Below are 13,214 nucleotides of genomic sequence, written 5' to 3'. Positions count from 1 at the left end.
ATTAATAGTTATAATCATAGGTAGAAATTTGCCTAACTATTTTGAGAGTACCATTAGCTGCTCTTCGCCATATTTTTATTCCTTTTCCCGTACTGATTCCTGAATATTCATTATTGCGCCAATTCGCTATATGACTAGCATAATTCACCACATATTCTCCCAAATCATTGATATAATTATTTCGTATATCGAGTTTCTCAAAAATCGGAAGTTCTGCAACATGATCTTTTATAAATTGATCTAACATATTCCTATCTTTAAATACAGGTTTGTAGCTAAACAATGCAATTGCATCCTCTGCATACAACTGCATCCATAGCATATGATCTCTATGAGCAATGAACTCTTCTGTGAAATGATTTATAGATGCAATTTCAAATCGTATATTATTATTTATAGGAAGATGTCCCTGATAAGCAAGCACTGTTCCTGGAATTGTATCAAACTTAAGCTGATCTGTAAGGTCTGTATGATGGTTGTAGTTCCATATTTCAGAAATCAGAGAAACATCGCCCTTCTCTTTCTTCCATATATTCATATACTTTCCATTTAATTCTTCAACTTTTGTTCCTTCTTTTAATCGAACTTTCATTTTAAATTCACCAAGTACACAGAGTTGAGGACCTAAGTCTAAGGTTTCAAAATTCTTTCGTTCATAAGCTATGATCTCAAATCGATCGAAAAAAGCCTTGTGGTATATCAATGCATTATCCTTACCTAAAAGAGTCTTTTGAAAAGCAGGCATCAAATACATTTCTTTATCATAATGTTGTACTATGATTTCAGCATTTGCCGTTTGCATTCCTTTATTGTAATCATTTATAAATTGGGTTAACTTCGTTTCTATGCTTATGTTTTTGATTGAAAGTGTTTTAGCTGTTATATCCTGAAAATTGATACTAGCCAAAAACACATAAAACAAGATCATTTTTATAAGTCTCATAATCCTTTTGTTTTTATGGTTTCGGCTAAAATATCTTGAAAACAAGGACGTTAGACTCTAAAATTGATCAAACCCATCGAAGAATTGATATTTGACGAATTTTTGGATTTTATAAGCAGAATTACTTTTTAAAAACCCAATAACCACTTTTCGTCAATAATTTTAGTATGTTGATCAATAAATCTTATTCGAGATAAAGGTTTAAAAAACTATTTTATTATTTTAATGAGTTGTAAGAAATATAGGCATGTCAATATCTTTAGATACTTTCAAAAATTCTAAAATACTGAACGTTTTATATCGTTATAAAGCGCATCATCTTCTTTTTTGGTTTGTGTATCACTATATGTGGTGGGCTATTGGTATTGGTAGTGCTAAGGAAGCCGCGTATAATATTTTCTTTTCTCCTTACAATACAAAATTTCTATTCTATTTTGTTTTCCAGGCAGCAGCGGTATATTTTAATCTATACTACCTCATCCCTAAATTTCTCGAAAAAAGAGAATACCTAAAATACCTAGTTTTTTTCGCTTTAACGATATTAGTAACTGTACTCATCCTTACCTCAGGATATTATGTTACTGCGTATGTAGCGAATTCTACTGTTGCAGAGCTATTTGATAACCAGAGTTTTTCTAAACTCTTAAGATCAGGCCCTATATCTTCCACTTTAGCCAGTATGACACTGGCAATGAGTATCAAACTCACCAAAAACTGGATAAAATCTCAACAACAGCAGCAATTGCTAGAGAAAGAAAAAATTGAAACTGAACTTAAATTTCTAAAATCACAGTTTAATCCGCACTTTTTATTTAACACGATCAACTCAATTTTTGTACTAATTCATAAAAACCCGGACATGGCTTCAGAGTCTTTGGCTAATTTTTCTGATTTGATGAGATATCAGCTTTATGAATGTAATGAATCTAAAATTCCTTTAGAAAAGGAAATTAATTACTTAAAGAATTTTATCAATCTTGGAAAATTAAGATTAGATAAAACAGTTAAAGTCTCAACTACCATTAAAGACCAAGCATATGGTAATATCTCAATTGCTCCATTTATTCTAATGCCATTTGTAGAAAATGCTTTTAAACATGTTTCGCAAGGAGAAGATCAAAAAAACTGGATTGAAATTGAACTTTATTGTCAAGAAGAAAACATTCTTTTCCGAATAACAAATTCGATCAATAGTTATGATAATTATAATGCCGAAGATTTGATGAAAAATAGTGGTATCGGTTTAAAAAACGTAAGACGAAGATTAGATTTGGTATATAATAACCAATATCAACTAGACATTAATAAAACTGATAAAATATTTACCATAGAGCTTCAGTTATTGTTACAACCCCTTTCTATAATGTCTTCGGAATCAGTTATCAATCCTATAACTTCCTTACAATCTTAAAAATAAAAATATGGTTTTAAAATGTATTGTGATTGACGATGAACCCTTAGCTAGAGAATGCATTTCGAATTATATTGCAGAAGTAGATTTTTTAGAACTACATGGATGTTGTGCCAATCCTTTAGAAATCACAAAAATTAAAAATGCGCATGAAGCAGATCTATTATTTCTGGATATTCAAATGCCCAGAATGAATGGGATAGAATTCTTAAAATCTATGAAATCAAAGCCTATGGTCATCATTACAACGGCTTTTCCTAACTATGCATTAGAAGGTTTTGATTTAGATGTAATGGATTATTTACTGAAGCCTATTACCTTTACTCGGTTTTTTAAAGCTGTGTGTAAAGTAAAAGAACAATATCTATTACTTGAAAATAAGACTAAAAGCACATCAAATAACGAAAGTTCTGCTTCAGATTACGTTTTTATAAAATGCGATAATAGTTATAAAAAAATATATTTTGATGATATTTTATTCATCAAATCGATGCAAAACTATGTAGCATTTCATACATCTGATGGAAAAAAGTATCTCTCTTTAATTCCTTTAAAAGAAGTTGCTAAGCAGCTTGATTCAGGAGTTTTTCTTCAGGTTCATAAATCATACATCGTTTGTATCCATAAAATAGAATCTATAGAAACAGAAGGAATTACCATCGGATCACATCATATCCCGCTAGGAAGAAACTACAAATCTGAAATAATGGAAAAAATTGTACATAATAAGATTCTTAAAAAATAAGTTATAAAAAAGGCTGCTAGTACATACACTCACTAGCAGCCTTTAATTAACACTAATATTGAATATTAGATTCTAAAAAAACTAAATTCTTGGTAAATCTCCTTCTCCTTTAAGTGGTAGATTAGAACTTCCCATTAAATATGTATCTACATGATAGGCAGCTTGTCTTCCTTCGGCTATGGCCCAAACGATTAGGGATTGTCCTCTTCTGGTATCTCCAGCAGCGAAAACTCCTTTTACATTTGTAGCATAGTTCTCTTCAGTAGCTTTGATATTTGTTCTAGCATCCATATCAATGCCTAACTGTTCTGCAATAGTAGGTTCTGAACCTGTAAATCCAAGTGCAAGTAATGCTAACTCACATTTCCATTCCTTTTCAGTATTAGGAACTTCTTTTAGAGTAAACCGTCCATTTTCTTTGATCCATTCTACTTCAGATGTTATTAATCCTCTAAGGTTTCCATCTTCATCTCCTAAAAATTCCTTAGTAGAAATACTCCAATTACGTTCTACTCCTTCTTGATGAGATGAACTCGTACGCAATCTCATTGGCCAAAACGGCCAAGGCTGATTCGCAGGTCTCGCCGTAGTTCCTTTACCCATAATTTCAAAATTAGTAACTGAAGTAGCTCCATGACGTACTGAAGTACCAATACAATCAGATCCTGTATCTCCTCCTCCAATAACGATAACATCTTTATCTGTTGCTAAAATCTCTTCACCTAAATCCGTGATGCCATCTACTCTACGATTATTTTGTGGTAGAAAATCCATCGCTTGAACAACTCCTTTCAAATCAGATCCTTTTACAGGAAGATTTCTGCGAACCGTTGCCCCTGTACATAGTACAACTGCATCAAAATCTGCTTTTAAGGTATCTGCTTTTATATCTTTTCCGATAAAGGTGTTTGTTTTAAAAACAATTCCTTCTTCTTCTAAAACAGCAATTCTACGGTCGATAACGTTTTTTTCCATTTTAAAATCTGGAATTCCGTATCGAAGTAATCCTCCAACTTTTTCATCTCTTTCAAAAACCGTTACTAAATGACCAGCTCTGTTTAATTGTTGTGCTGTAGCTAATCCTGCAGGTCCTGATCCGATAACAGCTACTGTTTTGCCCGTTCTTTCTTTAGGAGGGTTAGCCTTAATCCATCCATTCTTGAAGGCTTCTTCAACAATGTTCTTTTCGATATTTTCTATAGTAACAGGATCTTCATTAATTCCTAATACACAAGCTTCTTCACAAGGTGCTGGACATAATCTTCCTGTAAATTCCGGAAAATTATTAGTAGAGTGTAGTATGCGAGTAGCTTTTTCCCATTTTCCACGGTACACCGCATCATTGAAATCTGGAATAAGATTTCCTAATGGACATCCACTATGGCAAAACGGAATTCCGCAATCCATACATCTCGCTCCTTGATTCTTAAGTTTACTTTCGGTCATTGGAACCGTAAACTCCTTATATCCTTTTATACGATCTTTAACAGGCTGATACTGTTCAATCTCTCTTTCAAATTCTAAAAATCCAGTTGTCTTTCCCATGTTTATTATCGTTTATGCTTGTGCTAATTTTTCTTCTTCTAATCTTTTTAAAGCCTGCTTATATTCTTCTGGGAATATTTTAATGAATTTTGGCAATTCACTTTCCCAATTTTCAAGAATTCTTTGTGCTAAAGGACTCAAAGTTGCATTGTAATGTGATTCTATTAAATCTTTCAATTCCTGAACATCCTCTGGAATCTCAACAGGATCCAAGTTCAATGCTTCTTTATTACAATGTGCTTCAAAAGTTTTCTTATCATCATAGATATATGCAATTCCTCCAGACATTCCTGCTCCAAAGTTTCGCCCCACTTCTCCAAGAATTACAGCAACTCCTCCGGTCATATATTCACACCCATGATCTCCAATACCTTCTACAACTGCTTTGGCACCAGAATTACGAACACAGAATCGTTCTCCTGCTTTACCATTTATATACACTTCTCCATCTGTTGCTCCATATAAGGTAACATTACCGGTAATCACGTTATTTTCTGGTATCAATGTAGCTTCATCCGGTACTTTAATAATCAATTTAGCTCCTGACAATCCTTTACCTAAATAGTCATTGGTATTACCGTTGACAATCATCGTAAGACCTTTGGTTGCAAATGCTCCAAAGCTTTGTCCTGCTGCTCCCGTAAAGTTTAGTTTCAATGTACTATCTGGAAGACCTTGAGCTCCGTATATCTTAGAAATCTCATTACTTAGAATTGCTCCTACCGCTCTATCCGTATTTGTTATATCAAAATCTAATGTTGTTTTTTCTTTTCTAAAGAGTGCCTGATGCGCCTGTTCAATAATTTCAAAATCAATAGATCTTCCTAAACCATGATCTTGCATCTCAGAATTATAAATTCCTACTCCTTCTGGTGCTTCTACCTGATGTAAAATTGGTGAAAGATCTACTCCAGCCGTTTTATAATGTTCAATAGCTTTTTTACGATCTAACTTATGTACTTGTCCAACCATTTCATCAATAGTTCTAAAACCAAGCTTTGCCATAATCTCTCTTAGCTCTTGGGCTACGAAATACATATAATTCACTACATGCTCAGGTTTTCCTTTGAATTTCTTACGTAATTCAGGATTCTGAGTAGCAATTCCAACAGGACAAGTATTTAAATGACATACTCGCATCATAATACATCCCGAAGCTACTAAAGGAGCGGTAGCAAATCCAAACTCTTCTGCACCTAATAAACAAGCAACGGCTACATCACGTCCTGTTTTTAACTGACCATCACATTCTAAAACAATACGACTACGCAAGTTATTACCTACCAAAGTTTGCTGTGCTTCTGCAATTCCTAACTCCCAAGGTAAACCAGCATGTTTTAGCGAAGTTAAAGGTGAAGCTCCTGTTCCTCCATCGAAACCTGATATTAGAACCACATCGGCTTTTGCTTTGGCTACACCAGCAGCAACAGTTCCCACTCCTACTTCTGATACTAATTTCACATTGATTCGCGCATCTCTATTTGCAGATTTTAGATCGTAGATTAACTGTGATAAATCTTCAATAGAATAGATATCGTGATGTGGTGGTGGTGAAATCAACCCAACATAAGGTGTAGAATTACGAGTTTTGGCAATTTCAGGATTTACTTTAGGTCCTGGTAATTGTCCTCCTTCTCCTGGTTTTGCTCCTTGAGCCATCTTTATCTGAATCTCAGCAGCATTTGTAAGATAATTAGATGACACTCCAAATCTACCTGAAGCTACTTGCTTGATAGCACTATTTTTCCAGTCACCATTTACATCTTTATAAAAACGCAGTGGATTCTCTCCTCCTTCTCCTGAATTACTTTTACCCCCAATACGGTTCATTGCAACGGCAAGATTCTCATGCGCTTCCTGGCTAATTGATCCATATGACATCGCTCCTGTTTTGAAACGTTTTACGATTTCTGTCCAAGGTTCTACCTCATCCAAAGGAATAGGATCATAATTAGAGAATTCAAGTAATCCTCGAATTGTCATAAGATCTTTAGATTGCTCATTGATTAACTCAGCATATTCCTTGTAAGTCTTCGGATCATTATCTCTTACAGATTTTTGAAGTTTCGCTACAGAAAGTGGATTAAACTGGTGCTTTTCTCCATTACGTCTCCATCTGTATTGTCCTCCTATCTCAAGATCCAAAGAAGCATCTACTTCTCTTTCGATATAAGCTCTTTTATGACGCTTTGCTATTTCTTTTTCAATTTCATAAAGCCCAATTCCTTGTATACGTGTTGCTGTATTTGGGAAATATTTATCTACAACTTTTGTATTAATACCAATACACTCGAATAATTGAGAACTACGGTAAGAGTTTAAGGTAGAAATACCTATTTTATTCATTACTTTCAGTACTCCTTTCCCAACAGCTTTGTTATAATTGTTGATTGCCGCTTCTGCTTCTAAAGCAGTAATATTATTATCTTCTATTTGTTCCTTAATAATCTCATTTACCATATATGGATTAATAGCACTCGCACCATATCCAAATAATAAAGCAAAATGATGAACTTCTCTTGGTTCTGCTGATTCAATAATGATACTCACCTGAGAACGCTTTCCTAGTTTTTGTAAACCGCTATTCACAAAAGAACAAGCTAACAAGGCCGGTATCGGAGCTCTATGTTTACTAACATTTCTATCTGAAAGAATGATAATATTACTTCCTCCATCAATTGCTTCAGAAACTTTGTCTAGCATTACATCTAATGCATCTTCTAATCCATTAAGCCCACGATTGATATTATATAACATGGAAACAGAAGTAGCTTTGAAACCTTTACCTGTATATGTCTTTATTTTATCAAGATCCTCTTTAGATATAACTGGGTTCTGAATTTTCAGTTTATTACAATGCTTCTCATTAATGTCAAAAATATTATGATCAGCACCTAACGTAAGACTAATATCGGTTATTAACTCTTCACGAATTCCATCTAACGGTGGATTCGTTACTTGCGCAAACAGTTGCTTAAAGTAATTATATATTAACTGTGATCTTTGTGAAAGAACCGCAATCGGAGTATCAGATCCCATAGAACCAATAGGTTCTTTTGCCAATTGACTCATTGGAACAATGATGGTATCGATATCTTCTTGAGTATATCCAAATACTTCTTTTCGTTTAGCAATTGTTTCTTCTCCTAAAAATAAAGGGCAATCATTATAAGGTATATCTTTTAAATGTACCAAGCTACTATCGATCCATTCTCTATATGGATGTTTTGCCGCAATTTCTTCTTTAATCTCTTCATCATTTACGATACGTCCTTCATCCATATTTACCAAAAACATCTTTCCTGGTTCTAAACGACCGTGAAATTCTATATTTTCTGGTGCTATATCAACAACTCCTGTTTCAGAAGACATGATTACATATCCATTCTTGGTTACTGTATATCTAGAAGGTCTTAATCCATTTCTATCAAGTACCGCTCCAATATAGTTCCCATCTGTAAATGGTATAGAAGCTGGACCGTCCCAAGGTTCCATTGCACATGAATTGTATTCATAAAATGCTTTTTTAGCTTCCGACATTTCAGGATTCTTTTCCCAAGCTTCAGGTACCATCATCATCATAACTTCTGGCAAAGATCTACCTGTCATTAGCAATAATTCAACAACCATATCCATCGAAGCAGAATCTGATTTACCTTTTAATACTACAGGTAATACTTTCTTTATATCATCTCCAAACCAATCACTTGCTAACAATTCTTCTCTAGATCGCATTCTGGTCACATTACCTCTAAGTGTATTGATTTCTCCATTATGACACATATAACGGAAAGGCTGTGCTAAATCCCAAGTAGGAAATGTATTGGTAGAGAAACGCTGATGTACCAAGGCTAATCTTGTAACAACCTTTGGATCCATCAAATCTGTGTAATACAGTTTTATATCTTCTGGCATCAACAATCCTTTAAAAATTAAGGTCTTCGTTGACAAACTTGGTAAATAGAAAAATTTATTTTCAGATAATTTTGAACTATATATTTCGTGCTCCGTTATCTTTCGAGCTGTGAATAATTTTAGATTAAAATCGAAATAACTTTGTTCCCTATTATTCTTACCAATAAATATTTGTTTAATAAAAGGTTCTGTAGTCGCAGCTATTTCTCCTAAATGAACAGTATCCACAGGAACATCTCTCCATCCTAAAAGAACCAAACCTTGATTTTCGATATTTCTTTCGAAGGTATCTATACAATATTGTCTCTGGTTCTCTTTTTTTGGTAAAAACACATTACTCACTGCATACTCTCCCGCTTCTGGAAGATCAAATTCACAATTCTCTACAAAGAAATCATGTGGTATATCAATAAGTATTCCTGCCCCATCTCCGGTTTTACCATCAGAACTTACAGCTCCACGGTGTTCTAATTTTTCCAGAATTTCTAGAGCTTTATGTATAATGTCGTTAGACTTTTTACCTTCTAAACTACAAATAAACCCAGCACCACACGCGTCGTGTTCGAATTCTGGCAGATACATTCCTTGTTTCTTCATCTTATTTCCGATCTAAATAGTGTTTCAAGTTGATGAAATTAACAAAACATTAAGGAAGGAGAAAGAAAAACCATCTATTGAGCGTCACTTTTTTGAGCTCGATAAAAAAAGTACTATTTGACTAATAGAATCCCAAAATAAGGACTTCTAATTACGAATTCAATAACGTGATTTCAATCAAAAAACCCCTAAAAACATAGGGGATTACGGCATTTTAGTTTCAAAAATGTCAATGAAAACGTTTTCGTAAAAAAATATGAATCTAAGACTGCGAAATCCTCATTTATTTCTAGAAAAAATACATACCCCTAATTTTTTAGGGGTTAAATATTTCAAAATGATAAAAATACAATGAATACCCTTCGAAATTTTGAGGCTAAAAAGTAATTCACATATTTTTGACAGAGATTTAACATTAATTTTAACTTTTTAGTCTTTATGAAGAAAATAGAAGCAATCATCAGAAGATCAAAATATCGTGTTGTTAAAGAAGCACTTCACGAAAAAGGCATTACGTTCTTTTCTTATTGGGATGTAACGGGTGTAGGTAATGAGAAAAAAGGGAGTGTATATCGTGGTATCTCCTATAGCACTACTGATATCCAGAGACGTTATTTATCCATCGTTGTTAATGATGACTTCGAAGAAGTAGCTATTGCTGCTATTTTGGAGGCGGCTAAAACTGGGGAAGTTGGTGATGGAAAAATATTTGTTTCCGATATAAAAGAAGCCTACAGAATTCGTACATCCGAAAAAGGTGGTATTACCTTATCATAATCTTAATACAACAAAGATCAACTAAAACTAAAATTTTATGAGTTATATACAACAACCAGACGTACAAGAAGCAGTAAAAGCAGCCGTAGAAGGAATCAACGGGGATATGGGTGCTTTATGGATTACGCTTTCTGCAATCCTAGTTTTCTTTATGCAAGCAGGATTTACATTGGTAGAAGTAGGTTTCACCAGAAGTAAAAATGCCGTAAATATCATTATGAAAAATATTATGGACCTATCAATAGGTTCTATAATGTTCTGGGCAATTGGTTATGCCATTATGTATGGAGACGAAGTAATAGCAGGTGGTTTTTTCAGATGGAGTTCTGGAGATCAAGGCTACGCATTTTTCCATGCCGATGATTGGTACAATCTATTTTTTCAAACAGTATTTTGTGCAACTGCAGCTACAATCGTATCAGGAGCCATTGCTGGACGTACTAAATTTTCGACCTATTTAATATTTTCATTTATTCTTACTGCGATTATATACCCTATTTCTGGTAGCTGGTATTGGCCATTCGACGATGATGCTTGGTTAAATACTTTAGAAAAGAGTATGGGATTACCAAATTTTATTGATTTTGCAGGATCTTCTGTTGTGCATGCTGTAGGTGGTGGTGCTGCGTTGGTAGCCGCAAAATTAGTTGGACCACGTATTGGAAAATACGAAAATGGAAAAGTAAATGTTATTCCAGGACACAATATGCTTTTTGGAGCTCTTGGAGTTCTTATCCTTTGGTTAGGATGGTTTGGATTTAATGGAGGATCTCAATTAGCTTGGGGTGGTGAGAATACTGTTGGAGCTGGTAGCGTACTTATTAATACTAATATCGCTGCTGCAGTTGGTGCTGTTGCTGCTTTATTCCTTACTTGGATTAAATATGGTAAACCCGATGTTTCTATGACATTAAACGGTGCGTTAGCAGGATTAGTTGGTATCACAGCTGGTTGTGGTGCTGTAAGTCAGTTTGGAGCATTATCGATTGGATTAATCTGTGGTATCGCTGTGGTGTTTTCTATTGAATTACTTGACAAAGTTCTTAAAATAGACGATCCAGTAGGTGCTATTTCGGTTCACGGAACTTGTGGTTTCTTAGGAACTGTTTTAATCGGTCTATTTGCTACAGACGGAGGTTTATTCTATGGTGGTGGAGCTGGACTTCTTGCAAGTCAGACAATCGGTACACTAGCATATATTGGATGGGCTGTAATAACAAGTTTTATTGTACTATTTATATTAAAGAAAACAATTGGACTACGTGTTTCTGAAAAAGAAGAAATTGATGGTCTAGATGTTCATGAACACGGTGTTAGTGTTTATGGAAAAGATAGCTAATATTTTATAAAGATATTTTAATATTATATAAAGAGCGTTGTAATTGAATACAACGCTCTTTTTTATTTTATTTAATAATCTCCATTGATAATGGGTATGATGGTTCTTCTCCATTACTAGCCTTTATAGCATTTATTATCGGGAATACGATACATAAAATACCTATTACAACTAAACCTAATATTCCTAATCCAAATAAAAGCACTAAAGGAATACATACAATTGCGTAGATAAACATGCTTATTTGAAAATTCATAATTGATTTACCGTGGTTATCCATTGCTAATACTTGCTCTCTTTGTGTTAACCATAATATTAAAGGAACGATAAAACCTCCAAATCCAGTTACTAAATCTAATAACTGTGATAAATGGGTAATTACTAATAACGATTTGTCTTGTCTCATGATTGTTTATGTTTTTGATTGATGATAGTTGAAATTGCTAATTTTATTAGCAACCTTTATTTATATGACGCAAAACTTTTCTAAATGTTACAATAATAATGTAAATAAAAAAGCATCCCGAAATCGGGATGCTTCCAATTATAACTAAATTTAATTCTACTTGTTTTTATTGATTGATGATTAATTTATGTGTGGAATATTCTCCACCACCCTCGATTCTAATCAAATAGATACCTTGCGCCATAGAAAAGTTCTTGGCGGATATCGTATTGGTTCCTGGTTGCAACTCAATCACCGCTTGTCTATGTCCTAAAACAGAAAATATAGTTGCTTTGGCACCTTTAATATTAGAATCTATATGTATTGAGAAGTTATTCCTAGCTGGGTTTGGTGTAATACTTACATCAGCAAAAATTCCTTCTGGTTCATCCCCCAAAATAGCTTCTGGAGATGCTAATTCTGCAACTAAACTTTCAGCAGAAGCAGATTGTCCACAAGAACCTTCATAAATTTTAACATTAGAGAAAACTGAAGTATTACCACTACCTGCATCATTATCATTTATAAAAACTAATCGATCCATTGTACCTGTATAGAAGTTACCTACAGGAATTGTATAGGTTGTTGTACCGCTTGAATAATTATCAAAATTAGTAACTCCATAGTTTTGGGTTCCATGTACTTTAAAGTATCTCCCGGAAGTTAAGTTATTATCATCTTCAAAACCAACACCATGAATTTCTCCTTGGCTTGTACTGCTAAAATCAAATTCAATAACAGTATTAGGAGTCACAGTATAGTTCAATGCAATATATTTCCACGTATTATTTTGCATTGATATCGAAGCTCCACCATTGGTAATTGAATAATTTCCAGCGGCATCTTGGTTAGAGAAACCAGTGATAGTAAAATCATTAAAATCTAAAGAATCACATACTGGTGGTGTAGTTGAACCACTTGTAATGCTTAAATCATCGATATTAATATCTCCTTGCCAACTTGTACCTGTAACTACATTCAGTCTTAATTGTACACTAGAATTTCCAGCATATGCAGAAAGATCTACTGTTGCTTCATTCCAATTATTTCCTTGAGAACCAGATCTGCTAAATACGCTAGTCCAATTACCGGAATTATTAGTTCTCGCTTCTACATTTAGACTTCCAACAGCATTACCATTCATATGGTACTGAAAACTTAATGTTGGAGACGAAACTCCACTAAAATTGATACAAGGAGAATTAAGAATTGCTTGTTTAGATGGATATCCTGTTCCATTTCCAGAAGCTTCCACATAAATATAAGAAGAACCATCAACGGCTCCGCTTGGTCCAGTTCCATTAGAAGGAGTACCACCAGAATTCACTGTCCAATTAAGGTCATCACTTGAGGATTGAGACCACGCTCCTGTAGATCCTTCGAAACTTTCTGAATAAGGAAATGAGGATAGATCACCAGAACAGTCGTCATTTGGTGGTGGCGGTGGTGTTCCTAATCCCATAGCATCCCAAAATGCAGGAATAGTTGCTCTTGCTC

9 protein-coding genes are annotated in these 13,214 nt (G+C 34.1%); 4 read left to right on the top strand and 5 right to left on the bottom strand.

The window, feature by feature from the left end:
• Position 1 precedes the first annotated feature (1 nt).
• Positions 2–943, bottom strand: a complete 942-nt coding sequence (locus tag GBO31_RS19820; protein ID WP_219010212.1) for a DUF4440 domain-containing protein — start codon at positions 941–943, stop codon at positions 2–4.
• A gap of 247 nt (positions 944–1,190) precedes the next feature.
• Between GBO31_RS19820 and GBO31_RS19815 the strand changes: the two genes are divergently transcribed.
• Complete coding sequence (locus tag GBO31_RS19815) at positions 1,191–2,354, top strand: sensor histidine kinase (protein WP_219010211.1); 1,164 nt, start codon at positions 1,191–1,193, stop codon at positions 2,352–2,354.
• Between the two features lie 10 nt (positions 2,355–2,364).
• Positions 2,365–3,099, top strand: coding sequence for a LytR/AlgR family response regulator transcription factor (locus tag GBO31_RS19810; RefSeq protein ID WP_219010210.1), 735 nt, complete (start codon positions 2,365–2,367; stop codon positions 3,097–3,099).
• A gap of 81 nt (positions 3,100–3,180) precedes the next feature.
• Here the strand turns inward: GBO31_RS19810 and GBO31_RS19805 are convergent, their stop codons facing one another.
• Positions 3,181–4,644 (bottom strand): glutamate synthase subunit beta, encoded by a 1,464-nt coding sequence (locus GBO31_RS19805; protein WP_219010209.1) that lies wholly within the window; start codon positions 4,642–4,644, stop codon positions 3,181–3,183.
• Between the two features lie 12 nt (positions 4,645–4,656).
• On the bottom strand, positions 4,657–9,156 hold the full coding sequence (gene gltB, locus GBO31_RS19800) for a glutamate synthase large subunit (RefSeq protein WP_219010208.1): 4,500 nt from the start codon (positions 9,154–9,156) through the stop codon (positions 4,657–4,659).
• A 438-nt stretch (positions 9,157–9,594) separates the two neighbouring features.
• Here gltB and GBO31_RS19795 point away from each other — a divergent pair, with 438 nt between their 5' ends.
• The gene (locus GBO31_RS19795; protein WP_219010207.1) at positions 9,595–9,933 is read left to right on the top strand and encodes a P-II family nitrogen regulator; all 339 of its coding nucleotides are present in this window, start codon (positions 9,595–9,597) and stop codon (positions 9,931–9,933) included.
• Between the two features lie 37 nt (positions 9,934–9,970).
• On the top strand, positions 9,971–11,272 hold the full coding sequence (locus GBO31_RS19790; RefSeq protein ID WP_219010206.1) for an ammonium transporter: 1,302 nt from the start codon (positions 9,971–9,973) through the stop codon (positions 11,270–11,272).
• A 67-nt stretch (positions 11,273–11,339) separates the two neighbouring features.
• On the opposite strand, the gene GBO31_RS19785 is transcribed toward GBO31_RS19790, so the two are convergent.
• Together GBO31_RS19785 and GBO31_RS19780 are read right to left on the bottom strand one after the other, a co-directional pair.
• A complete protein-coding gene (locus tag GBO31_RS19785; protein ID WP_219010205.1) occupies positions 11,340–11,678 on the bottom strand; it encodes a DUF4870 domain-containing protein in 339 nt (112 codons plus the stop codon).
• Positions 11,679–11,844: 166 nt separating this feature from the next.
• Positions 11,845–13,214 (bottom strand): T9SS type A sorting domain-containing protein (locus GBO31_RS19780; protein ID WP_219010204.1); only part of this gene is annotated, 1,370 nt, incomplete at its 5' end.

It is taken from the genome of Aquimarina litoralis, assembly GCF_019295435.1.
Lineage (GTDB): Bacteria > Bacteroidota > Bacteroidia > Flavobacteriales > Flavobacteriaceae > Aquimarina > Aquimarina litoralis_A.
This window is presented reverse-complemented; position numbering and strand designations above follow the sequence as displayed.

Coding starts and splice junctions, on each gene's coding strand:
- GBO31_RS19820 (WP_219010212.1), bottom strand. CDS start 943: ATGAGACTTATAAAAATGATCTTGTTTTATGTGTTTTTGGCTAGTATC.
- GBO31_RS19815 (WP_219010211.1), top strand. CDS start 1,191: ATGTCAATATCTTTAGATACTTTCAAAAATTCTAAAATACTGAACGTT.
- GBO31_RS19810 (WP_219010210.1), top strand. CDS start 2,365: ATGGTTTTAAAATGTATTGTGATTGACGATGAACCCTTAGCTAGAGAA.
- GBO31_RS19805 (WP_219010209.1), bottom strand. CDS start 4,644: ATGGGAAAGACAACTGGATTTTTAGAATTTGAAAGAGAGATTGAACAG.
- gltB (WP_219010208.1), bottom strand. CDS start 9,156: ATGAAGAAACAAGGAATGTATCTGCCAGAATTCGAACACGACGCGTGT.
- GBO31_RS19795 (WP_219010207.1), top strand. CDS start 9,595: ATGAAGAAAATAGAAGCAATCATCAGAAGATCAAAATATCGTGTTGTT.
- GBO31_RS19790 (WP_219010206.1), top strand. CDS start 9,971: ATGAGTTATATACAACAACCAGACGTACAAGAAGCAGTAAAAGCAGCC.
- GBO31_RS19785 (WP_219010205.1), bottom strand. CDS start 11,678: ATGAGACAAGACAAATCGTTATTAGTAATTACCCATTTATCACAGTTA.